This is a genomic window from Microbispora sp. GKU 823 (assembly GCF_002027145.1).
In the GTDB taxonomy this organism is placed as follows: Bacteria; Actinomycetota; Actinomycetes; order Streptosporangiales; family Streptosporangiaceae; genus Microbispora; species Microbispora siamensis.
The window spans coordinates 31,724-54,406 of record NZ_MWJN01000059.1 but is presented as its reverse complement, the minus strand read 5'-3'; the positions used below and the strand labels follow the sequence as shown (position 1 = coordinate 54,406).

General features: G+C 71.3%; 25 protein-coding genes and 1 pseudogene. 13 read left to right on the top strand and 13 right to left on the bottom strand.

Translation table 11 applies throughout. The annotated features are described in order from the left end of the window. Both B1L11_RS27365 and B1L11_RS27360 read right to left on the bottom strand, forming a co-directional pair. The coding region (locus B1L11_RS27365) for a potassium-transporting ATPase subunit KdpA (protein ID WP_143737592.1) at positions 1-392 on the bottom strand (392 nt) is incomplete at its 3' end. Next, positions 392-481 (bottom strand): potassium-transporting ATPase subunit F, encoded by a 90-nt coding sequence (locus B1L11_RS27360; RefSeq protein ID WP_051762707.1) that lies wholly within the window; start codon positions 479-481, stop codon positions 392-394. The genes B1L11_RS27360 and B1L11_RS27365, both read right to left, overlap by 1 nt. A gap of 322 nt (positions 482-803) precedes the next feature. Here B1L11_RS27360 and B1L11_RS27355 point away from each other — a divergent pair, with 322 nt between their 5' ends. Both B1L11_RS27355 and B1L11_RS27350 read left to right on the top strand, forming a co-directional pair. Next, complete coding sequence (locus B1L11_RS27355) at positions 804-1,250, top strand: hypothetical protein (RefSeq protein WP_079317447.1); 447 nt, start codon at positions 804-806, stop codon at positions 1,248-1,250. Beyond that, positions 1,247-1,672, top strand: coding sequence for a DUF3147 family protein (locus B1L11_RS27350; protein WP_179155347.1), 426 nt, complete (start codon positions 1,247-1,249; stop codon positions 1,670-1,672). The genes B1L11_RS27355 and B1L11_RS27350 overlap by 4 nt, the downstream gene beginning before the upstream one ends. A 9-nt stretch (positions 1,673-1,681) precedes the next feature. Here B1L11_RS27350 and B1L11_RS27345 read toward each other — a convergent pair whose 3' ends face one another. Further along, entirely contained in the window at positions 1,682-2,326 is a 645-nt protein-coding gene (locus tag B1L11_RS27345; protein WP_079317453.1) for an isochorismatase family protein, read from the bottom strand. A gap of 94 nt (positions 2,327-2,420) precedes the next feature. On the opposite strand from B1L11_RS27345, the gene B1L11_RS27340 reads away from it, so the two are divergent. From B1L11_RS27340 to B1L11_RS27310, 7 genes and pseudogenes are all read left to right on the top strand, one after another. Continuing rightward, entirely contained in the window at positions 2,421-3,053 is a 633-nt protein-coding gene (locus tag B1L11_RS27340; RefSeq protein WP_079317443.1) for a TetR family transcriptional regulator, read from the top strand. Positions 3,054-3,199: 146 nt separating this feature from the next. Beyond that, positions 3,200-4,474, top strand: coding sequence for a cytochrome ubiquinol oxidase subunit I (locus tag B1L11_RS27335; RefSeq protein ID WP_079317441.1), 1,275 nt, complete (start codon positions 3,200-3,202; stop codon positions 4,472-4,474). A gap of 13 nt (positions 4,475-4,487) precedes the next feature. Further along, positions 4,488-5,501, top strand: coding sequence for a cytochrome d ubiquinol oxidase subunit II (gene cydB, locus B1L11_RS27330; RefSeq protein WP_079317439.1), 1,014 nt, complete (start codon positions 4,488-4,490; stop codon positions 5,499-5,501). A 104-nt stretch (positions 5,502-5,605) separates the two neighbouring features. Beyond that, complete coding sequence (locus B1L11_RS27325; protein ID WP_179155346.1) at positions 5,606-6,472, top strand: MEDS domain-containing protein; 867 nt, start codon at positions 5,606-5,608, stop codon at positions 6,470-6,472. Beyond that, positions 6,465-6,866 (top strand): annotated as a pseudogene (locus tag B1L11_RS55185) (ATP-binding protein); the annotation flags it as partial. The gene B1L11_RS27325 and the pseudogene B1L11_RS55185, both read left to right, overlap by 8 nt. A 70-nt stretch (positions 6,867-6,936) precedes the next feature. Further along, positions 6,937-7,269 (top strand): STAS domain-containing protein, encoded by a 333-nt coding sequence (locus B1L11_RS52040; RefSeq protein WP_079317435.1) that lies wholly within the window; start codon positions 6,937-6,939, stop codon positions 7,267-7,269. A gap of 116 nt (positions 7,270-7,385) precedes the next feature. Then, positions 7,386-7,838, top strand: coding sequence for a hypothetical protein (locus B1L11_RS27310; protein ID WP_079317433.1), 453 nt, complete (start codon positions 7,386-7,388; stop codon positions 7,836-7,838). A 6-nt stretch (positions 7,839-7,844) separates the two neighbouring features. Here the strand turns inward: B1L11_RS27310 and B1L11_RS27305 are convergent, their stop codons facing one another. Then, positions 7,845-8,891, bottom strand: coding sequence for a glucose 1-dehydrogenase (locus B1L11_RS27305; protein WP_079317431.1), 1,047 nt, complete (start codon positions 8,889-8,891; stop codon positions 7,845-7,847). Positions 8,892-9,121: 230 nt separating this feature from the next. Next, on the bottom strand, positions 9,122-9,517 hold the full coding sequence (locus tag B1L11_RS27300) for a helix-turn-helix domain-containing protein (protein ID WP_079317429.1): 396 nt from the start codon (positions 9,515-9,517) through the stop codon (positions 9,122-9,124). Positions 9,518-9,567: 50 nt separating this feature from the next. Here B1L11_RS27300 and B1L11_RS27295 point away from each other — a divergent pair, with 50 nt between their 5' ends. Next, positions 9,568-10,464, top strand: a complete 897-nt coding sequence (locus B1L11_RS27295) for an NAD(P)-dependent oxidoreductase (protein WP_079317427.1) — start codon at positions 9,568-9,570, stop codon at positions 10,462-10,464. A gap of 170 nt (positions 10,465-10,634) precedes the next feature. On the opposite strand, the gene argG is transcribed toward B1L11_RS27295, so the two are convergent. From argG to B1L11_RS27260, 7 genes are all read right to left on the bottom strand, one after another. Beyond that, on the bottom strand, positions 10,635-12,083 hold the full coding sequence (gene argG / locus B1L11_RS27290) for an argininosuccinate synthase (protein WP_079317425.1): 1,449 nt from the start codon (positions 12,081-12,083) through the stop codon (positions 10,635-10,637). A gap of 89 nt (positions 12,084-12,172) precedes the next feature. Further along, positions 12,173-13,258 carry an ROK family protein gene (locus B1L11_RS27285; RefSeq protein WP_256862925.1) on the bottom strand — a complete coding sequence of 362 codons (1,086 nt, stop codon included), beginning with the start codon at positions 13,256-13,258 and terminating at the stop codon, positions 12,173-12,175. Between the two features lie 301 nt (positions 13,259-13,559). Then, on the bottom strand, positions 13,560-14,135 hold the full coding sequence (locus B1L11_RS27280) for a hypothetical protein (RefSeq protein WP_079317421.1): 576 nt from the start codon (positions 14,133-14,135) through the stop codon (positions 13,560-13,562). Positions 14,136-14,286: 151 nt separating this feature from the next. Next, positions 14,287-16,680: a ThuA domain-containing protein gene (locus B1L11_RS27275; protein ID WP_143737591.1), complete on the bottom strand. Its 2,394-nt coding sequence runs from the start codon at positions 16,678-16,680 to the stop codon at positions 14,287-14,289. Positions 16,681-16,934: 254 nt separating this feature from the next. Continuing rightward, positions 16,935-17,591, bottom strand: coding sequence for a phosphatase PAP2 family protein (locus B1L11_RS27270; protein WP_179155345.1), 657 nt, complete (start codon positions 17,589-17,591; stop codon positions 16,935-16,937). Beyond that, positions 17,588-18,643 carry a M56 family metallopeptidase gene (locus B1L11_RS27265; protein ID WP_079317415.1) on the bottom strand — a complete coding sequence of 352 codons (1,056 nt, stop codon included), beginning with the start codon at positions 18,641-18,643 and terminating at the stop codon, positions 17,588-17,590. The genes B1L11_RS27270 and B1L11_RS27265 overlap by 4 nt, the downstream gene beginning before the upstream one ends. Position 18,644: 1 nt before the next feature. After that, on the bottom strand, positions 18,645-19,019 hold the full coding sequence (locus B1L11_RS27260) for a BlaI/MecI/CopY family transcriptional regulator (protein ID WP_239109122.1): 375 nt from the start codon (positions 19,017-19,019) through the stop codon (positions 18,645-18,647). A 102-nt stretch (positions 19,020-19,121) separates the two neighbouring features. Here B1L11_RS27260 and B1L11_RS27255 point away from each other — a divergent pair, with 102 nt between their 5' ends. Next, positions 19,122-19,589, top strand: a complete 468-nt coding sequence (locus B1L11_RS27255; RefSeq protein ID WP_079317411.1) for a hypothetical protein — start codon at positions 19,122-19,124, stop codon at positions 19,587-19,589. Then, a complete protein-coding gene (locus B1L11_RS27250) occupies positions 19,586-20,749 on the top strand; it encodes a glycosyltransferase family 4 protein (RefSeq protein WP_079317409.1) in 1,164 nt (387 codons plus the stop codon). The genes B1L11_RS27255 and B1L11_RS27250 overlap by 4 nt, the downstream gene beginning before the upstream one ends. Before the next feature lie 89 nt (positions 20,750-20,838). On the opposite strand, the gene B1L11_RS27245 is transcribed toward B1L11_RS27250, so the two are convergent. Next, the gene (locus tag B1L11_RS27245; protein WP_079317407.1) at positions 20,839-21,666 is read right to left on the bottom strand and encodes an SDR family NAD(P)-dependent oxidoreductase; all 828 of its coding nucleotides are present in this window, start codon (positions 21,664-21,666) and stop codon (positions 20,839-20,841) included. Positions 21,667-21,756: 90 nt separating this feature from the next. Here B1L11_RS27245 and B1L11_RS27240 point away from each other — a divergent pair, with 90 nt between their 5' ends. Beyond that, complete coding sequence (locus tag B1L11_RS27240) at positions 21,757-22,614, top strand: helix-turn-helix domain-containing protein (RefSeq protein WP_079317451.1); 858 nt, start codon at positions 21,757-21,759, stop codon at positions 22,612-22,614. The last annotated feature ends 69 nt before the right edge of the window (positions 22,615-22,683 follow it).

Here is a 22,683-nt window from a genome sequence, read left to right as displayed (position 1 = left end):
CCGGCCATCTGCACCAGGTGGCCCATCGTGGACTCACCCGAGTACGCCTGCCAGTTGGTGTTCGTCACGAAGCTGACGGCCGTGTTCCAGGCGACGTGGGCCGGGACCGGTGGCCGTCCGAGACCGAGGACCAGCCTGTCCTGCAGGCGCTGTATGCCGTACACGACGAGTACGGAGACCGCGGAGAAGGCCAGCAGGGCGCGTGCGTAGACCGCCCAGGGCTGCTCGGCGTCCGGCCGCACGCCGACGAGGCGGTAGACGAGGCGCTCGGCCGCGCTGTGGCGGGTGCCGGTGTAGACCCGGTACAGGTAGTCGCCCAGCAGCAGGTACACCACGGCGAGCACCGCGACGACGGACAGCGCGAGCACGGCCCCTGCCGCTGCCGCGCCCATCAGAAGCGCTCCGGGAACAGCAGGGCCGCGACCATGAAGACCAGCAGCGCCGCGGCCACGCCGAGACCGACGGCGTTGATCACGCTCACAGTCGCTCCACCGCCCTCACGACGAGCCCGAAAATCGTGAACACCGCGATCGTCAGAGCGACGAAGATGACGTCCGCCATCCTCACTCCTCGGTTGTGATTACGTCCGCAGGCCTACGGCGTCTCAGCACAAGCAAAGTCCGAGATCGGGGGCATTTGGCCGCTCTTGACGGGTTTCATACGGGTTCGAACCGAGTATTGACGGGCTCTGTACGCGGCCCACGCCGGGGGTTTCGGGCGTTCCCGCGCCGGAAATCAACGCGGTTCAACCGGCGAGCGGCGCCCCCCGAACATCTGTGTCGGTTCCGGGGAGGGGACGCGGCGTGGGCGAGGTGACCGACCAGATCGTGGAGGTCGTCCTGAAGGCGCTGGCCGGGGGCGTCTTCGTGCTGGCCTTCGCGGCTCTGGCCGAGATGCTGACGCCGAAACGGCTCGCCGGGGTGTTCTGCGCCGCCCCTTCTGTGGCCCTGGCCAGCCTCATCGTCACCGCGGGCATCGCGGGCGTCCCCGACGTCCTCGCCTCGGCCCGGGGCATGCAGATCGGCGCGGTCGGTTTCACCCTCTACTGCCTGATCGCCGTTCCCCTGCTGCGCAGGTGGGGCGCCTGGTGGGGGGCCCTGGCCGCGCTCGCCGTCTGGGGCGCCGCCGTGGCCGCCGGGTACGCGCTGGCGCCTCAGGGCCTGCTCGGCATCCGGACCACGGCGGTCCCCGCTCCGCTCCCATGGCCGGCGGCTCCGGAACTCTCCCCGCCACCGGTGCACCCGTCATGAGCGCCCGTCGTGACGACGGCCCGGCTCCCGGCGACGGCCGGAAGGTGCGGCTGCGGCTCAGTGAGCTGAGGCGACCACCCCGGCGCGACTGGGCGGTCCGGTTCGCGTTCGGCGCCGGAGTGTCGGCGCTCGCCGGGGTGGTGTCCGTGCTGGCCGGCCCGCGCGCGGGCGGGCTCTTCCTCGCGTTCCCGGCGATCCTGCTGGCGAGTGTCACCCTCATCGCCAAGGAGGAGGGCGTGCGCCAGGCCGGACAGGACGTGGCGGGCGCGACCTTCGGCACCCTCGGCCTTATCGGCTTCGCCGTCGTCGTGGCGCTCACGGTGACCCTCTGGCCGCTGTGGCTGTCCCTCACGATCGCCACCCTGACCTGGGCGGCCCTCTCCCTGGCCCTGTACGCCGCCGTGACCCGGCTCCGCCGCTGAACGCCGTGTTCAGGCCGTCGTGGGTGCGAGCCGCCCCTGGTGCACACCGGCGAAGAACGTGCGGCCCGCCATCGTCATGGCCGGCTGGAACTCGGCCATCAACTGCGTGCGGTACGGCGCGTCGGCGAAGCGCGGCTCCAACTGGAACTCGGCGGCCAGCGACCACCAGGTGACCGGCACGACGCCGGACATCGTCATCCGCTGCACCGCCGCGTCGTGCGCCTCCCTGCTGAGGCTCGCCGTCGCGTCCACCACGACGTACGCCTCGTAGCCCTCGCGCAACGCGCCCAGCGCGGTCTGCAGCACGCAGCCGTCGGTGGCGATGCCGCCGATGACCAGCCTGCGGCTGCCGGTGGCACGGACGGCCTCGGCGAAGGCCGGGTCGAGGAAGGAGTTGAACGCCGTCGTGCGCTCGATGACCGGCCGGTCGCCGATGACCTCCAGCAGTTCCGGATAGAGCGGGCCCGAGGGTTTGGACGCCTCGCCGTTGGTCACGACCAGGCCGCTGCCGTACAACGTGGCGGTCTTGGCGAGGCCCACGACGTTGGCGATGTGCTCGCGCAGGTCGTGCGAGCGGAGCAGGTTGGCGAAACCGACGGCGTAGTCGACCAGGACCACGGTGGTGTCGTCGGGGGAAAGCGGGGCGAGATTCATCGCGATCACTCCTGGTTTGCAAGGTCCCTAATGACCATCTGGTCATTAATCTACGCCTGCCTCGCCGCTACTGTCCACGTGTACAGTAAGGCGCATGGTGTCTGACGCGTCGCAGTCGAACGCCGCGGAGCCGGCGCCCGCGAGGAAGCGGGTGCGCGACCCCGAGGCACGACGAGCCGCCATCCTCGCCGCGGCCCGCTCGGTCTTCGCCGAGCGCGGGTACGCGAAGGCGACCATCAGGGAGATCGCGCAGCGGGCCGGGGTGACCCACGGGCTCGTGGTGATGCACTTCTCGTCCAAGGAGCAACTGTTCCTCGCCGCCGTGCCGGGGACGCGGGACCTCGCCGACAGCGTCCGGGGGGACGCCGAGGGACTGGCCGAGCGGGTCGCCCGCGCCTACGTCGCCCGCATGGAGTCGGCCGACAGCGCCGATCCCTTCATCGCCCTCGTACGCAGCGCCGCCGGCGATCAGGAAGCCGCCAAGGCACTGCTGCGGGCCATGCGCGAGGAGAGCATCGCCGCCTACCGCACCGTGCTCACCGGCCCGGACGTCGCACTGCGGGTCGACCTGCTCGGTGCGCACCTCATCGGGGTGACGTTCAGCCGGTACGTCCTGGCGGACGGTCCCATCGCGGCCATGTCCGCCGACGAACTGACCCGCTACCTCACCATGACGCTCGACGGCATCCTGTTCGGCTCCGCCGGCACGAGCCCCTCATCCTCCTGATCGGGCCGCGGCCCCGATCACCTGCCGCGAGACGTGGTTGTGAGGATATGATCCGTCCACTCTTGCGGACTTTGCGAGGAAAGGGCTGATTTGTCGCTCCACCACGCGCTCCGGACCTCTCCTCGCGGGGTGACGGGCGGCCGCCGATGACGGACGAGACGCTGGCGCGCCTCCAGTTCGCGACGACGGCCGGTTTCCACTGGCTGTTCGTGATGCTCACCCTCGGCCTCGCCCCGCTGATCGCGGTGATGCACACCCGGCACGCCCTCGGCGGCGCACCGCTCATGGAGCGCATGACCCGGTTCTGGGGCCAGATCTACGTCGTGAACTACGTGCTGGGCATCGTCACCGGCCTGGTGATGGAGTTCCAGTTCGGGCTCGCCTGGAGCGGGCTGGCCGAGTACGCGGGCAACGTCTTCGGCGCCCCGCTCGCACTCGAGACGATCGTCGCCTTCTTCGCCGAGTCCACCTTCCTGGGCATGTGGATCTTCGGCTGGGGGAGGCTGCCGAAGGCCGTGCACGTCACGCTGATCTGGCTGGTCACCCTCACCGCCTACGCCTCGGCATACTGGATCATGGTGGCCAACGGCTTCCTGCAGCACCCCGTGGGGCACGAGGTGCGCGGCGGCGTCGCCCACCTCACCGACTTCGGCGCCATGCTCACCAACCCCAACGCGATCAACGCGTTGGTGCACGCCGCCACCGCCGCGCTGATGACCGGCGGCGTCTTCGTGGCCGGGGTGAGCTCCTACCACTTCCTCAAGCGCACGGCGGAGCGGGAGTTCTTCCGCGCGTCGCTGCGCCTCGGCCTGTTCACAGCCACGCCCGCGGCGTTCGTCGCGCTCTACTACGGCTTCGTGCAGATCCCGACGCTCGTGGACACCCAGCCGATGAAGGCGGCGACGTTGCGGGGCCACATCGACGACATCGGCTCCCTGCGGGTCGAGGACGTGCAGGCGCAACTGGCGCAGCGGTTCGGCGCGGGCGACTACCGGCCACCCTCCTGGATCGCCACCGCCTTCGACGTCATGCAGGGCGTCGGTTATCTGATCTTCCTGCTGGTCGTCGTGGCCCTCGTCCTGCTGTACCGGGACTGGTACCTCCGGTTCCGCCCGGCGGCGTACCTGATGCTGGTCGCGGTTCCCCTGCCCTTCGTCGCCGCGTTCGGCGGGTGGCTGCTGCGCGAGGTGGGGCGCCAGCCGTGGGCGGTGTACGGCGAGCTCACGACGGCCGCCGCACGGTCGCCCGTCGGCTCGATGACGGCGTCCCTGGTCCTGTTCTGCGGGGTGTTCCTCGCGCTGGCGATCGCCGACTGGGCGCTGATCGCCCGGTACGCCCGCCGCGGCCCGGCCGACACCGACCTGGGCGGATCACCCGGCGACGGGCAGGCGGAGCAGCCCACCGCGTCGCTCGCCCTGTGAATGAGGAGCCCTCGTGACTCTCGAACTCGTGTGGCCGGCCCTGCTCGGGCTGCTGCTCGCCGGCTACTTCGTCCTGGCCGGTTTCGACTACGGCGTGCAGATGCTCACCCCCTGGCTCGGCCGTGACGACGGCGAGCGGCGGGCGCTGCTCAACGCCTTCGGCCCGTTCTTCCTCGGCAACGAGGTCTGGCTGGTGGCCGCGGCCGGGGTGCTGTTCGGCGCCTTCCCCTTCCTGGAGGGACGGCTGCTGTCCGGCATGTACTTCCTGTTCGCGGCGATCCTGGCGGGGATCGTCGTCGGCAACGCCGCCGTACAGTTGCGCAGCCGCCACCGGGGCGCCCCGGCGCGCCGTCTCTGGGATGGGTTGATCTTCCTGGGCGGGCTGGTGCCCGCCGTGGGATGGGGGCTGGTGACCGGCCGTCTCCTCGCCGGGGTGCCGCTGGACGCCCGGAACGCCTTCTCGCTCGGAACGGCCGATCTGCTCCATCCCTTCGTGCTGCTGTGCGGCGCCACGACCACCGCGGTGTTCCTCGCGCACGGGGCGTCCTTCCTGGCGTGGCGGACCGGCGGCGAGCCCAGCGCGCGGGCGGCGAGGGCCGGCCGTCGCGCCCTGCTCGTGGCGGCCGTGGCGGCGACCGCCGTCCTCGTCACCGGCTTCCTGTCCTCGGCGCGGCACGCCCTCGTCAACCCCTGGCCCGCCCTCGCGGCCGGTGCGGCCCTGGTGGTCGCGCTCCTCGCCGGGGCGGCTCTGCTGCGCGCGGGCCGTACGGGCCGTGCCTTCGCCGCGACCTCGTGCGCGGCCGCCCTGCCCGTCGCCGCCCTCGGCGCCGGCCTGCACCCCTTCGTACTGGTCTCCTCCAGCGCTCCGGGCACCGGCCTGCGACTGGCGGAGGCGATGGCGGAGCCGGGCACCCTGCGGCTTCTGGCGGGCTTCGCCGCGGTCATGGTGCCGCTGATGGCGCTCTCCCAGATCTGGAACTGGTGGATGTTCCGCGACCGGGCCGGCCGTACGCCAACGTACCTGTAGCTCCTCCCGCCCAGCCGAGACCCGTTCTTGACGAATGCCCGTCACTAGGATGGGTAGCCAGATGAGGCGGTGGGCGGCGGGGATCGCCTGGGGATGGTGGCGTGGTGACCGTCAGTGCTGAAGTGCAGATCACAGATCTGGCGATCAACGATCACGCGTGCCTGACCTTCGGCGAGCCGGAAGAGCTGCTCGACCTCACCGCCGCGTACGTACGGGACGGGCTGGCGGGAGGGCTGCGCGTCGTCTGGCTGTGCGAGGAGCCGCAGGGAGCGCTGGCCGAGCTGAGCCGCCGCGGGATCGCCGTGCAGTCCGCCACCGCGAGCGGCCGGATGGACGTCGTCGCATCTCAGGAGGGCCTGCTGTCCGGGCAGGCCTTCAACGTGGATCACGCGATGGGGTGGCTGAGCTCCCAGATGGAGCTGACCACGCACGAGGGCTACGCGGGACTGCGGGTGGCCCTCGACATGGGCTGGGCGCTGCGGCCGGTCCACGGTGTGGAGCAACTGCCCGCCTTCGAGGAGAAGATCGCGACGATCCTGTCGGACAGCAGCGTGTCGGTGTTGTGCCAGTACGACCGGGAACGCTTCGACCCGGTCACCCTCGCGTCGGTCTCCCCGTTCCACACGCGGGCGGTCGCCGCGGCCACCTACTACGACGACCCGTTGCTGCGGATCTGCCGCCAGTACGCGCCGCCCGGCATCCGGATGGCGGGACAGATCGACCGGGCGGCCGAGGACGCCCTGGCCCTGGCGCTGACCGAGGCGATCAGGACGGACGGCCCGCTCACGATCAACATGGCCGAGCTGTCCTTCATCGACCTCTCCTGCACCCGGACGATCATCGACGTGGCGCGGAGCCTGGCGCCGGCCCGTACGGTCGTCCTGCGATGCAACCCCGCCATCGCGCCGCGATTCGTGCTGCTCGGCGCTCAGGGCATTCCCGGGATCAGCCTGGTGACCGCGCATGAGTGATGACGGAACCAACGATGCGACGCACGTCGCCCCGGGCTCCGGCAGCGGGAAGCGGACCGCCGCGACGCCGGTGCTGATCCTCGACCAGCCGTTCGACCGCGGCTCGCTCTACGCCCTGCGGGAGACGCTGGAAGCACACGCCGTCCACGCCGGGCTTCCCCACGGCCGGGCCGTGGACCTGGTGCTCACCGTCCACGAACTCGCCACCAACGCGATCTTCCACGGCTCGGGAACCGGACAGGCGAGGATCTGGCAGTTCGACGGCGTGCTGCGGTGCGAGGTCGCCGACCCCGGCTCGTCCCGGCACGACGCCGCCGGATGGCCGGTCAGGCACGGGCACGGGCTGTGGCTCGCCCGCTACCTGTCCGACCGGTTCACGATCGACTCCGGTCCCGACGGCACCGTCGCCCCCGGCCCATTTCACCCTCCCCGGGCCCGCGTCGCGCCGGTCCGCCACTCCACGGCTGCGCCGTCTCGAATCGCACACCGTTCTGGAGCTGGACGGCGCCCTCGACGAGCAGGCGGCCCCGCAGATCATCGCGACGGTCGGCGAGCTCGTCTCGGGCACACCGGCGCCGGGGCTGGTGATCGACCTCTCGGCGGTGACCCACTGGGACAGCACCGGCATCACCGCTCTGATCACGGCGCAGCAGCGCGTATCGGAGACCCCGGCGGGGATGCTGGTCCTGACCGGACTCGCGGCCGAGTTCGCCGAGCGCCTCGACGCTCTCAGCCCGGTTCCGCTCACGATCCGCGAAACACCCGACAAGGCGGTCCACCTGTTTCCACCGCTCTGAAGCGGGCGCATGTGCTGAAATGTGCCGATGGATCGGACGAGGCAGGCGATTGGTGAGATGCTCGTCTACCTTTCGCGGTCTTCCTGGTCACCGGCGGCATCCTGGCCTTCTCCTACGTGCCGAGCGGCGGGACGGTCGCCTACACCGGCGGCTACGAGCCGCTGCGCGGTGTGCAGATGAGCGCCGCCTACCACTCGATCCTCGACATCAGCATGGACGTGCGCGGCGGCCTGTTCATGCGGCAACTGCACCACCGCTGTGCGATCCTGCTCGGCCTGGGGGCCGTCGTCTGGGCCCTGCTCGGCCGGTTCCGGTACGCGCTCCCGGTGCTGGGCCTGGCCGCGGCCGCCGCGCTCGGCGGCTACGGGTCAGCCGACGACCTGCTGTCCGGGACCTTCCTGGCCAGGGTGCCGATCCCCGTCTGGTACGGCCTGCACCTCTTGGCGGCGCTCGCCGTGGGCGCCGTTCTGGTGATCTCCTCCCGCCGGGAGGCCGCCCGGCAGCCCAGGACGGGCGGCTTCGTGGCGGTGACCCTCGGCCTCACCGCCATGCTGATCTTCTTGCTATGAGAAGCGTCACAGCTCGACGACGACCTTGACGTCCTCCGGCCCGGCGGTGAAGGCGTCGCGGAACGACTCCAGCGGCACCCTGCGGGTGATCAGCCGGTTCAGCCAGGCGAGATCGGCCTTGGCCAGGGCGTCGGCCGCGGCGGCGTAGTGGCCGAGGTTGGCGTTGACCGAGCCGATGAGCACGTCGTTCTCCAGCACGATCTCGCGGTTGAGACTGCCCGCGTCGAGCGTGATCCGGCGCCCGGCCGAGGAGACGCCGGTAAGGCAGACGATGCCGTACGGCGCGGTGTTGGCGGCCACGGCGAAGATGACCGGTCCGGCGCCGGTCGCCTCGATGACCACGTCGGGGCGCACCTTCGCGGCGACCTCGCCGGCGTCCCCGGCGTGGTAGACCGCGCCGAGGTCCCGCACGAGAGCCGGTTTGGGGCCGTCGGTGACCCGGTCGAGGACGTGCACCTCCAGCCCGCGCTGCACCCCGAGCAACGCGGCGAGCAGGCCGATCGGCCCGGCACCGGTGACCAGCGCGGTCTTCGGCGCGAACCAGGCCCGGGCGCCGACCTTCTGGACCTCGTCCCAGGCCTTGGCGACGACGCTGGTGGGTTCGAGGAGCATCCCGACGTCGGCCAGTCCGGGGTCCAGCCTGACGGCGTAATCGGGCTCGACCACCCAGCTCTGGCCGGCGTATCCGTCCAGTTCCTTGATGCCGCGCTCGGTGTAGCGGCCGTTGCGGCACATGTCGAACTGCCTGTGTGCGCAGGCGCCGCACGGCACCGGGTCGGGCCGCCGGACCACCCCGACGACCAGGTCGCCGGGGGCGAAGCCGCTACCGGAGGGCGCCTGCCGCACCCTGCCCAGCGATTCGTGGCCGATGACCAGGCGGTCGCGGCCGGGCGGGGCCCAGCCGTACTCCCCGGCGGCGATCTCCTTGTCGGTGCCGCAGACGCCGACGGCGAGAGCGTCGACGAGCAGGTCCCCCTCGCCCGGCTGGGGATCGGGGACCTCGGTGACGGCCAGGGAGTCCTTCCGCAGCGGAACGACGGTGAGAGCGAGCATCAGCGCTCACCTCCAACGTGCTCGTGGAGCCCGCCGGCCGCGGGGGCCAGGCGCCAGAACCCCGCCCGCTCGTCGCCCAGCAGGGCGGCGAAGTCGTCCGCGAGCTTCGCGGCTACCCACCTTTTTGTGGGTACTTGTCCGCCGGGCCGGAGCGGCGTGAAGCTTGGTTCCCGGCGGCCGGAAGGCCGCTGGATTCCAGGCGGGAACGGAACGGGGGTGACGGCGGTGTGTCAGGAGACCGGCAGAGACCCTGGCTGCGCCTCTCCCGTCGGCTTCTCCCGGGCCGGCGTCTCCCGGGCCAGCTTCTCCAGGCGGCGATGTCCCCAGTCGGACAGCGGCGCCAGCGCCTCGGAGAGCTCACGGCCGAAATCGGTCAGTGAGTACACGGTCTTCAGCGGACGGCCGTCGTGCACCTCACGGTGCACCAGCCCGTCGGCCTCCATCTCCCGGAGCGTCTGAGTCAGCACCTTCTCGGTGAGGCCCGGCAGCCGCCGGACCAGCTCGCCGGGACGACGTGGAGCGGATTCCAGGAGCCAGAGCAGGATCGTCTTCCACTTGCCGTCGATCACGGCGATCGCGGCGGTGACCCCGCAGACGTTCAGGTCTCTGGCGCGGCTGCGCGTCACTTTTCCATCCCGTTCAGCGCCATCGCTGTCATGCACACAGGAGTTGAGATATGAGCCGGCACGCCCACCAGTCTGCCGTCACGGTGCTCGGCCTGGGGCCGATGGGCCGGGCCCTGGCCGGGGCCTTCCTGGACGCCGGCGTCCGGACCACGGTCTGGAACCGGACGCCGGGCAGAGATCGCCAGTTGGCCGAGCGCGGCGCGTACGCCGCCCCCACGCCGGAGGCGGCGGTCGCCGCGAGCGAGCTGACCGTGATCTGCGTGGTGAACTACGACGCGGCGGACGCCGTCGTGCGGCGCGACGCGGTCGCCGCCGCGCTCCGGGGACGCACGCTCGTGAACCTGACCGCCGACACGCCCGACCGCGCCCGGAGCACCGCGGCCTGGGCGGCAGAGCAGGGCATCGGATATCTCGACGGCGCGATCATGACGCCGACCACGACCATCGGCACCCCGGCCGCGGTGTTCCTGCACAGCGGTCCGGAGGAGCTCTACCGGCGGCACCGGCCGGTGCTGGACGCCCTCGGCGGCACGCACACCCATCTCGGGGAGGACTCCGGCCGGGCCGCGGCCTACGACATCGCGTTGCTCGACGTCTTCTGGACCGCGATGGCGGGCTACGCGCACGCGCTGGCGGTGGCGCGGGCCGAGGGGGTGACCGCGCGGGAACTGGCGCCGTTCGCCAAGGGCATCGGCGCGATCCTGCCGCCCATCTTCGAGGCGGCGGCGGAGGAGGTGGACGGCGGCGGGTTCTCGGGCGAGGGCAACCCGATCACCTCGGCGGCCTCGTCCATGGCCCACATCGTCCACACCTCCGAGACCCACGGCATCGACGCGAGCGTGATGCGCGCGGCCGAAGGCTGGGCCCGCCGCGTCATCGAGCAGGGCCACGGCGCCGACGGGTTCATCCGGATCACCGAGCTCCTGACTCCCCGCGCCCACGTCTGACCTGCCGAGGTCGCCGCCGATAGCCGCTCTTCATGATCGGCCTCGATCAGAGCGGTGGAGCAGGGCCGTGGTCGCGACCGCCGGTTCGCGCGTCCGGCCCGCGGATCGCAACCTCGCCCGTGTCGCACGTGCCGGGGCGCCCGTCAACAGCGGGCGCCCGGTCGTGGCCGTCAGTCGGTGCCGAGCTCCATGGCGGCCTGGTCGAGGAGCTCCTCCTCGGTGGAGGCCTCGCCGCGAGAGGCGATCGCCTCTGCCCCACCCTCGGGCATCGCGCCGATCAGCCCGGTCGAGGCCGCCTGGGCGGCGCCGATCAACGCCGGCTGCTGGCTGCCGACCATGCCGAGCCTGGCGTACTGCTCCAGCTTGGCGCGAGAGTCGGCGATGTCGAGGTTGCGCATCGTCAGCTGCCCGATGCGGTCCACCGGGCCGAAGGCGGAGTCCTCGGTGCGCTCCATGGAGAGCTTGTCCGGGTGGTAGCTGAACGCCGGCCCGGACGTGTCCAGCACGGAGTAGTCCTCGCCACGCCGCAACCGCAGGGTCACCTGTCCGGTCACCGCCATGCCGACCCAGCGCTGCAGCGACTCGCGCAGCATCAGCGCCTGCGGGTCCAGCCAGCGGCCCTCGTAGAGCAGCCTGCCGAGCCGCCGCCCCTCGATGTGGTAGCTGGCGAGGGTGTCCTCGTTGTGGATCGCGTTGACCAGCCGCTCGTAGGCCGCGTGCAGCAGCGCCATGCCCGGCGCCTCGTAGATGCCCCGGCTCTTGGCCTCGATGATCCGGTTCTCGATCTGGTCGGACATGCCCAGGCCGTGGCGGCCGCCGATGGCGTTGGCCTCCAGCACCAGATCGACGGCGGAGGGGAACTCCTTGCCGTTGATCGACACCGGGCGTCCCTGCTCGAAGCCGATCGTGACGTCCTCGGTGACGATCTCGACGGCCGGGTCCCAGAAGCGCACGCCCATGATGGGATCGACGATCTCGATGCCCGTGTCGAGGTGCTCAAGCGACTTGGCCTCGTGCGTCGCGCCCCAGATGTTCGCGTCGGTGGAGTAGGCCTTCTCCACACTGTCGCGGTAGGGCAGCCCGTGGGCGAGCAGCCACTCGGACATCTCCTTGCGCCCGCCGAGCTCGTTGACGAAGTCGGCGTCCAGCCACGGCTTGTAGATCCGCAGCGAGGGGTTGGCGAGCAGGCCGTAGCGGTAGAACCGCTCGATGTCGTTGCCCTTGAAGGTGGAGCCGTCTCCCCAGATCTGCACGCCGTCCTCGAGCATCGCGCGCACCAGCAGGGTGCCGGTGACGGCCCGCCCGAGCGGGGTGGTGTTGAAGTACGTGCGGCCGCCGGACCTGATGTGGAACGCCCCGCAGGCCAGGGCCGCGAGCCCCTCCTCGACCAGGGCCGCCCGGCAGTCGACCAGCCGGGAGATCTCCGCGCCGTACGCGGTGGCACGCCCCGGCACCGAGGCGATGTCAGGTTCGTCGTACTGGCCGATTTCGGCGGTGTAGGTGCACGGCACTGCACCCTTCTCCCGCATCCACGCGACCGCTACCGAAGTGTCGAGGCCGCCGGAGAAGGCGATCCCGACACGCTCGCCGACAGGCAGAGAAGTGAGCACCTTGGACACGAGTAGAATATATACACGGGAATGCATGATCATGCAATCCCATGCGGCCGGGTGTCCACGCCGGTGAGCCGTCCGGATGCGAGCGCCGATCACCCGGGGAAGTCGTAGACCTCCTCGCTCACGAGCCTGGCGGCGCCGATGACGCCGGACTGCGGGCCGAGGTCGCTCATCATGATCGGCAGATTCCTGGTGGCGAGGGGCAGCGAGCGGCGGTAGATCGCGCCGCGGATCTCGGCGAGCAGGACGTGGCCCAGCAGCGTGAGCCCACCGCCCAGCACGATGAGGCTCGGGTTGAAGAACGACACCAGGCCCGCCAGCACCTCCCCCACGCGTCGTCCGCCGTCGCGCACCATCTGGACGGACGCCGCGTCACCGGCGGCGACCGCCTCGCCCACCTGCGCGGCGGTCAGCGTGCCGTCGCGTTCGAGGAGTTCCCCGAGCAGGGGCGAGCGCCCCGAGCGGGCCACGGCGAGCGCGTCACGAGCCAGCGCGTCGCCGCCGAAGGTCGCCTCCAGGCAGCCCGTATTGCCACAGGCGCAGATCTCGCCAGAGTCGGCGACCGGTATGTGCCCGATATCCCCCGCGCACCCGTCCACGCCGCGATAGAGCTCGCCCTTGGCGACGATTCCGCAGCCGATGCCCGTGCCGACCTTGACGAACAGGAAGTTCTCGACCGTGCTCGCCGCACCCGCGTGTTGTTCGCCCAGGGCCATTACATTGACATCGTTGTCCAGTACGACCGGACAATCGAACTGCCCGCCGAGGACATCGCGGACCGGATAACCGTCCCACCCCGGCATGATCGGTGGCGACACCGGGATACCGCGGGAGAAGTCCACGGGGCCGGGCACACCGACGCCGACTCCCATCGGCTTGTCCACTCCCAATTTCAGGAGCAGCCGGCGGCTCTGTTCCATGGCGAGTTCGATCACGGGCTCGGGGCCCTGGCGTAGGTCGCATTCCGTGCGTTCGAACGCGAGAACCCGCAGCCTGCCGTCGGTGACCGCCGTGGAGACCGAGGTAGCGCCGACGGCGATGCCGACGAATCGAACCCGGCCGGCGAGATCGATGACGGTCGACCGGCGGCCTCCACGAGACGCGGCCGGGCCGATTTCCTCGACGAGTTGAAGCGCCTTGAGCCGGCCGAGTTCCGCCCCGATCGTCGTACGTGACACTTCGAAGTGTTCCGACAGCTGAATGCGAGATTGCGGACCACCGTCACGCAATCGCGTAAGTATTTTGGCCTGGAGCCGCGTTTCGGCTCGCCCTGGCACCGAAGTCTCCATCTCCCAAGTTTCTCACCGGGGGACGCCCGAGCCGTCATCCTTACGAACCCCGGCACCGCCCGGAATTTCGCCGCGACCGCTCATCGGAGAAGGATTTGTGAGGAAGCCCGGCCGGATCCCGACACCGCCCGGTAATGAAACTTTCATTGACAACTCGGCCGAACTCCGCGGCCCGCGGAAGACACGGGGATCACTTTTCGTCGGTGTCGCCGTGTTCGGTCACCCGGCCGAAGGTTCTCGTCCCGGCCAGCGCCGAGAGCCGGATCGTGTCCACGCCGTCGCACGTGAGCTCTGTCGAGGCGGTCGCGGCACGCAGGGCCGGTTCGCGTCCGCCCGGCACGGCCACCGTCGCGGTCTGCAGATACGTCCACTCGCGAAGCGCCTGGATCGACGCCTCCGGCAGCCGCGGCGAGTACTCGATCACTACGGCGTTGTCACTGACCAGCAGGTGTTCCAGGCTGGCCCTCGTCGGCCTGTCCTTGTCGGACGGGCCGTAGAAGGACTGGGCCGGATGCGTCCACGGACCGGCCTCGCCGGCGGGCGCGCGCGGCCCGGTGCGGCAGTCGACCGGCGACGACACCGTCCCGGCCGAGCCCGGCGCAGGGCCCGACGCCGAGATGGACGCAGGGGCCGAGAGCGACGACACCGCCGCCTGCGGTGAGCCGTCCGGCCGGGAACCGAGCGCGGCGGCGGACGTCGCACCGCACGCGCCGCAGCACACGAGCGACGTCAGGGCGAGTGCGGCCCGTGTGAGGGCGTGACGCATCGATCCACTCCTGTCCGGTCGGCGGGCGGGCACCCCGCCCGGGCTCACTCGGCGGCTCGGGACGGCCTTCCGTGGCCGGCTCGGGCCGGCGGAACCGCCGTCGCGGCGGCCCGGGCGCCGATCACGCCCGAGCCACTGCGACAGGTCCTGGTCAGCGGCCGCTGACCTTGAGGGACGCCGAGCGGGAGAACAGCTCGCCGGTCGGGTCGGACACGCGGACCCGATACTCGGAGCCGGAGAGCTCGGGCGTCGCCGTGACGACGATCGCGAAGGACGTCTGCCCGGCCACGTCGGTCCACTCCGCCGAGCCCGGCGACTTCACCTGCCACTGGTAGGCGACGTTCCGGCCCTCGGCGGGAGCGGAGAACACCGCGTCCTCGCCGGCGCCGACGGACCTCGACTTCGGCTGGGACGTGAACCGCAGCGTCGCGCCCTTGTCGTCGAGCACCTTCATCCACGAGACCAGCTCGTCGGCCCGCGTGCGGAGCGTGGCCTGGCCCGGCCCGTGGAGATTGGCGTCGACCAGATGGCGGAAGGTCTTCGCCTGCGCGAGGGCGCCGGCGTAGTCCTTGACGAGGTACGCGTCGTACGACGCGCCGAGCGCCTGGCTCAGCCCGGAGGCCAGGTCGGCGCCGACGGACCCGTCCGCCGCACCGGCGGCGACGAGCTTGCGCAGCTCGTCATGGGTGACGCAGTTCGCCTCGGTCTGACCGGCCGCCCACTTGACGCCCTCCAGGATGTTCTGCTGGAACAGCGGCTCGAGGGTGTTCTCCCAGTTGTGCAGGAGCGCCTGGGTGAACGAGCGCCCGCCGTCGTAGTTCTGACACCACGAGATCGGGTGGTCGGCGCCCTCGATCCGGCCGGCGCCGGCCCCGATGCTGCCGACGTAGGTCGACTCGTTCAGCGTCTGCAGGACGTGCACCTTCTCGCGCGGCAGGAAGGTCCAGTTGTACAGCTCGTCGACGATCTTCAACTTCTCCGGGAACTGCCGGGTGGCCGGGTTGGTGCCGTCCTCGGTCACCAGCTCGCCGATGTTGCAGGCTCCGCAGGTGTTCTGGATGCCGCCGCCGTTGGACCCGTGGTTGTCGAACTCGCCGCCGGCCAGGCCCTTGTACCAGTCCCACTGGTGCATGGAGTCGGTGGCGCCGTGCAGGGCGACGAAGCCGCCGCCGTTGTTGATGTACTGCTTGAGGACGGCCTGCTCGTTCACCTTGACGTTCGGGTCGGCCCCCGAGGGACGCGCCGTGGAGAACGTGTCGTTGCCGACGCTGGAGACGCCCACGATCGCGTCGTACTGCGACAGGCGCTCGATGCTCTCGAAGGGGTTCGGGACCGACACGTCGGGGCTCAGGTAGTCGTACACGTCGACGTCGAAGTTGTTGGCCCGGCCCATGTCCTGGATCACGGACATGGTCAGCGGGATGTGCTCGTGCCGGAAGGCGCCGGGCTTCGGCCCGAAGAGAAGGATCTTGAACTTCGGCTTCTCGTTGCGCACCGGCTCGGCCGGGACCCGGAACGGATACCGGGCCATGCCCTGCCCCTCGCTCACCGTGACGCCGGTGGCGATGTCGGGGTGCTTGACTCCCCGGAGCTCCTCCACCAGGTAGGCGGCGTCCTTCACGAGGGAGTCGCGCATGTGGCCCTCGGGCACGACCTCGCCGGCGAGCCGGCCGAAGCGCGTCAGCGCGGCTTGGGCGTCGCCGCCGTCCGCCTCGGCGAGCAGGGCCAGCAGGCGGTCGCCGTTCGGCGAGGAGACCTTGCCCGCGGCGACGTAGCGCTGGACCAGGGCGCGCAGGTCCGCGACCGAGGTGGTGATCTGGAAGGTCAGGGTGTATTTGGCCCCGTTGCCGGCGGAGTCGCCGAGGTTGACCGCCCACGTGTGCCCGCCGACGGACAGAGTGGCCGGGTCCAGCGGCAGCGGGTAGGTCCACGTGCCGTCGATCCACATGTCCCGCACCGCGGCGCCGCCCGAGCCCGGGGTGGGGTCAGTACGCGTCGGCGTGATGGAGGAGGCGAGCGCGCTGTGGGGCACCTTGCCGTTCGCGACGCCGGGCCAGGCGGCGACCGGCGGCTTGGTGTCGATCCTCACCGTGACCGTCTTGGCGGCCGACGCGTTGCCGGCCGCGTCGACGGCGCTGTAGCGGACGGTGCTGTTGCGATCGCCCTTGATGACGTAGTCGGCCGTGCCGCGCGCGCCGTTCCGTACGGCCGGCACCTCCACGGCGGGGTCCGACCCGACCGTCACCCGGAAGGACGCGACGGCGTCGTCGTCCGTCGCGGACAGACGCAACGTCACCTCGCCGCCGGTGAACCAGCCGTTGGTCCCGGTCGTGCTCGACGGCGTGTACGCGGTGGTGGTCGCGCCGTTGTAGTTCAGCACCTCGGCGACCGGCGACAGCGTGGCCGTGTCGAGGACGGGCGCCGCTCCGGACTCCGCGGCGAGGGCCACACCCGGCGCGCCGAGCAACAGGGCCGGCACCGTGAGCACGGCGGAGGCCAGGGCGGAACGAGATCGCGGCCTGGGACGTGGTCGAGAGGATGGCATGTCACTCCTCTTGTCGGTCGGACAGAAGCCCATCGCGCTGCGACGCCGACCCACGAGCCCCATCCCAGCCCAACGCGATGACTCAGGGAAGTGTGAGCTGCACCTCAGAACTTTGTCAACGATCAGCTCAACTTTCCATCCGTACCGACAAAAGCGGCCGACAGCGCGAGATTACTGCTTCCGCTTTCGGCAAAAGTCGCGTACCTTCGCAGCCAGAGCTGCCCGTACGGAAGGACGAAGAGCGCGGCGGCATTTCACCTGTGGTCGCGAGCGCCGCGTCCGGAGAGGAAGGGAAGGCGGTCGGCAACGCTGCCGACAGGACTCCGCAGAGCGATGATGGCCGTGGTGCCCGCGGTGGCCGACAGCAGGGAGCCGACCACGTCGGTGGGGTAATGGACCCCGAGGTACATGCGGGCGAACGCCTGCGCCACGACCAGAACGCCTCCGGCGCACACCACGAGGGCGAACCAGCGCGTACGGACGGCGAGGAAGGCGGCGGCGACCGCCAGGGACAGCGTGAGCGCGACATGCCCGCTGGGAAAGCTGTCGTGGCCGGTCTCCAGCAGAAGCTGGTCCGCGACCGGTGGCCGGGGCCGGGCGATGATCTGCTTGAAGATCGCGCTGGTGGTCCAGCCGGCCGCGACCACCAGGGTCGCCATAACGGCCGCGCGCACCCGTCCCGTGAGGGCGAGCGTGGCCGCGAGAAACGCGACGATCAGGACACCGGCGACCGGCCCGAAGACGACGTCGAGGATGCCGGCGACCCGGGTCAGGTCGGGCGTGCGCAGCGCCTCCACCGCCAGGTCGGCGTTCAGGTCCACGTCCGTCACCGTGGCGGTCCTGGCGGCGGCTCCCAGGAGACCGGTGGCGACGACGAGCAGGACGGGCAGGCGAAGGCGCCTGAGGATCACGGAACTCCCTTGATCAGTGAAACGCACGGACGTCCGGCCGGGCATCCCGTCCTAAGCGGCGCGCCACGCAGAACCGGCACCCCCGCCGCGCCCGCGTGGTGCCCGCCGGCGACCACGTGCACGACCGGCGGAGAAGTCTCCGCCTTTTCGAACAAGGACTCCGTGTCGGCGCGGGACTCGTTGGTCGCGACGAGACAGGCGGCCACGGCCACGATCAGTGCGGCCGCCGTCAAAGGTCGGCGGCGCGGCGGCGCGGTCAGCAGATGGTTGACCCGGGGGAGCACGTCGCCGTGGCCGAAGGCGAGGGCGGCGAGGCCCGCCCGCCGCTGACGCTCCCCACCGGCCAGCGCCGCCTTGACGATGGCGCGGGCCGCGACTTTCCGATCGCCCACCTCCTCGGCCGCCCGCTCGTCGGCCCAGCGCTCGGTGGTGTACTCCACCGCCCGCGGCAGGGACGCCAGCAGCGGGTTCAGCGCGGCGGCCACGGCGGCCGCCGTCCGGTAGAGGTGATGGCGGTGGCGCAGATGAGCGCGCTCATGGGCGAGCAGGACCCTTCGCTCCTCCGCGCCGAGGGCACGCAGGATCCCGGTCGTCACCACGACACGGCCGGGATCGCCGAAGCCCCCCGGCACGGCGTACGCGTGCGGAACCGGGTCGTCGACGACCACCAGGCCGCCGGAGGCGGCGGGCGCGCGGCGGCAGGTCCGCGACGCGCGCCGCAGCGCGAGGGCCTGCCGCGCCGCGGTCCTCACCGCCAGAGCTCCCACGACCGCGAGCGCCAGCAGCGCGAGCTGCGCGGCGGGCCGCGGCACCGGATCGAGCGCTTCGAACAGGCCGGCGGACCAGTCGCCGAAGGACGCGACGAGCGGCACCTGACCGAGGTAGGTGCTGGCCAGGAAGACGAGTGCGAGGACCGAGCTGGCGGCGCACGCCACGCCGGCCGCGACCAGGAGCCGGGTGGCGGTGGCCGGCGCGAGCCGGCGCCCGCACCGCGGAATCGCGAGACCCAGCAGCGCCGACACGACGAACGGCAGGTAGACGATGGTGTGCATGTCAGTCGTCCATCTCCCGGAGCAGCTTCTGCAGGATCTGCTCGTCGTCCGCGCTGAGCCGTGACACGAACTGGGCGAGCACCGCCGCCCTGTCGCTTCTGCGGGCGAGCAGTTCGTTCATGGCCTCCGCGGTGTGCGACGCCTCGTCCACCGCGGGGGCGTAGACGAACCCCCGGCCCGAGCGCCGCCGGCTGGCCAGGCCCTTGCGCTCCAGACGAGCGAGCGTGGTCATGATCGTGGTGTACGCCAGGGAGCCGCCGAGCTCGGCCTGCACCTCGGCCGGGCTCACGGGCGCCGTCTTCGACCACAACACCGCGAGCACCTCGTCTTCCAGCATGCCCGCGGGGCGTCTGTCGCCATGTCCCGTGTCGGTCAATCCAGCCTCCCTGAGTACGAACTACTATCAGAATAGTAGTTACTATCGAGCTAGTAGGTCGAGGCTACCCCGCGAAAGCGGAACGCACAGGAAGCAGGGCCGATGACATCAAGGCACGCCGAGGTGGAGCAGGTCTGGCCGCGAGACGGAAGAGTCCTGGTGATGGGCCGCATCGTCGGCGCGGCCCCCGCTCCGCCCCCGGGGACGACCGCGATCCTCACCCTCACCAACCGGGACCGGCCCGGTCTCGTGCTGAGCTGCCCGGCGACTGTGGACGGCGACCGGTTCGAGGCGGCCTTCCCCGTCGAACTGGTCGTCTCGGCCGTGGCATCCCGCCGAATCGACGGCCGCCAGGTCTGGGATCTCCATCTCACGCTGCCCGGCGATCCGGAGCCGCTTCGGCTGGGACGCCACCTGGACGACATCTCCGACAAGAAGAAGGTCATGACCTTCCCGGCACAGACGGGCGAGGCGCGGACGGGCGGGGCGCTGACGGGCGCCGTCAGCGTCAAGCCGTACTACACCGTGATGCAGAACCTGTCGCTGATCTCCAGGCCGGTCCACGCATGAAGCTCCGCTACCTCATCATGAACGCCTACGGGGTCGGCGGCACCATCCGCACCGTGATCAACCAGGTCAACGTCATGGCCGCCGCCGATCACGACGTGGAGCTGATCAGCGTCTTCCAGACCAGGGACCGGCCCAGGTTCCCCGTCGATCCCCGGGTCCGCATGCGCACCCTGGCGGACCTGCGCGGCCCGCGCTGGCGGCATCCCGCCCGCCACTGGCTCCGGCGCCGGCCGAGCCTGCTCGTTCCGCCCACCGAGGTGCGGTACGCCACCTTCAACCGGCTGAGCGACCAGAAGATCGTGAGATTTCTGCGCTCGCTCGACGGCGGGGTGCTGGTCACGACCCGCCCCGCGCTCAACCTGCTGTCCGCCCGCTATGCCCCGGAGAACGTCGTACGGGTCGGCCAGGAACACATGTATCTGCGCTCCCACAAGCCCGAGCTCGTCGCCGAGATCGCCCGCTGGTACCCGCGGCTGGACGCCGTGGTCAGCCTCACCGACGCCGACCTGGGCGAGTACGCGGCGCTGCTCGACGGCGCGCGGACCCGCCTTGCGACCATCCCCAACGGCCTGACGCCCGCCGACCGGCCTCCCGCCGCGCTCGACGGCAGGATCATCGTGGCGGCGGGGCGGCTCACCCGGCAGAAGGGGTTCGACCTGCTGATCAAGGCGTTCGCCGAGGTCGTCGCGGAACACCCCGACTGGCGGCTGCGCATCTACGGCGACGGCAGGGAGCACGGCAGCCTACGGCGCCTGATCCACCGCCTGCATCTCTACAACCACGCCTTCCTGATGGGCGGCACGACCAGCCTCGAACAGGAGCTGGCCAAGGGGGCGATGTTCGTCCTCAGCTCGCGATACGAGGGCTTCGGCATGGTGCTCATCGAGGCGATGGCTCACGGTCTGCCCGTCGTGAGCTTCGACTGCCCCCACGGACCCTCGGACATCGTCACGCACGGCCGGGACGGGCTGCTGGTTCCCCCCGAAGACGTCGGCGCGCTCACCGCCGCCATGAAGTCGCTGATCGGCGACGCGCCCCTACGGCACGCGCTGGGCGAGGCGGCCAGGACGTCGGTCAGGCGGTACGACATGGACGGGATACGACTGGCCTGGGAGCGGTTGTTCACCGAACTCCATGCCGGAGCGGCCCGAGTCGGGTAGCCGTCGGCTCAGCCGTCCTCGCGGCGGTCCTCCCGGCGGCATACGGTGATCGCGAGCAGCGCCGGCGGGCCGTGGTGAGCCGCCGAGGGTCAGCCGTCGGCGGACTCGGAGAGGGAGCGCCACTCCCGCCAGGTGTCCAGGCGTTCGGTGTAGACCCGCTCCGCGATCGGCAGGCAGTAGCCGCCCAGGAACAGGCGCAGCGGGGGCCGTTCCGCGTCCACCACGGCGAGGACCGCCTCGGCCGTGACCTCGGGGTCGATCGGGACCCTCCCCGCCGCGGCGGCCCGGCGGGCCTCCCGGACGTGCTCGTACGCGGGAAGCGGCTCGGCGTGGACGGCCGACGATCCGCTCCAGTCGGTGCCGTACGGGCCGGGCTCGATGATCGTCACCTTGATCCCGTGCGGGGCGACCTCCTGGTTGAGCGACTCGCTGAACGCCTCAAGGCCCCACTTCGACGCGTTGTAGAGCCCGAGCATGGGGAACGCGGCGATGCCGCCGATGCTCGACACCTGGAGGATGTGACCCCGCCCGCGCTCCCGCATGCCGGGCAGCACGGCCTGGGTGACCCAGAGCGCGCCGAGCAGGTTGGTCTCCAGCTGAGCTCTCGCCTGCGCCTCGGTGACCTCCTCCACCGCGCCGAACAGGCCGTACCCCGCGTTGTTGACGGCGACGTCGATCCCGCCGAAGCGTTCACCCGCCCGGGCCACCGCGGTGAGGGCGGCCTCCCGGTCGGTGACGTCGAGCGTCAGCGGGAGGACGGCGTCGCCGAACTCGTCGGCGAGCGGCTTCAGCGTGGAAACGTCTCGGGCCGTCGCGACGACCCGGTCGCCGCGCCGTAGCGCCGCCCGCGTCCACACGTTCCCGAAGCCGCGGGATGCTCCGGTGATGAACCAGGTGCGTGTGTGTTCGGTACTCATACCGATCACCCTGCCCGACGCGGGATGGAACAGCCATCACCGTGACAGGGTCACCATCGCCGGTGGGCCCTGCCTACAGTGGCGGGTGACATGGCCGGCAACAACGCTCTCGGCAGCTTCCTCAAGGCCCGCCGCGCGCTCGTACGCCCGAAGGACGCCGGGCTTCCCGAGACCGGGCGGCGCCGGGTGGCCGGGCTGCGCCGCGACGAGCTCGCCGCGCTCGCGGGCGTCAGCCTCGCCTACCTGACCCGGCTCGAGCAGGGTCGCGACCGCAACCCCTCCGAGCAGGTGCTCGACGCGCTCGCCGCCGCCCTGCGTCTCGACGCCGACCTCACGGCCCACCTGCACGCCCTGGCGCGCGAAGCGCCGAGACGGAGCGGCGAGCCACCCCACCGGCCGGAGGAACGACCGGCCCCGGGCACCCAGCGGCTCCTCGACGCGTGGGTGGGCACGCCCGCCTACCTGCGGGGACGGCGGTTCGACGTGCTGGCCGCCAACGCGACGGCGATCGCCCTGGCGCCCATGTATCGGCCCGGCCGCAACCTCGTCAGAGACGTCTTCCTCGACCCCGGCGCGCGGGCGCTGTTCCCCACGTGGGACGCCGTCGCGGCCGACTCGGTCGCCGCGCTGCGGGCCGTGGCCGGCGCCGACCTCGACGACCCGGCCCTCCGCGAGCTGGTCGGGGAGCTGTCGGCGGCCTCGGACGACTTCCGCCGCCTGTGGGAACGCCACGACGTCCGCCCGACGCGCGACGAGACGAAGGAGTTCTGCCATCCCGTCGTCGGGCCGCTCGTCCTGCGGCGTCACAGCCTGACGGTCGGCGGGGCGGACGGCCAGGTCGTCATCGCCTACCAGGCCGAGCCGGACACCCCCTCGGCCGCCGCCCTCGCCAGGCTCACCGCGTCCGCGTCCGCGCCCGATCGCGACGAGAGCTTCCGGCTGACGTAGGCCGCCCGCCGGCCTCCCCGACCACAAGAGCCGGGCACCCTTGCGCGGCCGCAATCACTTGCATCAGAC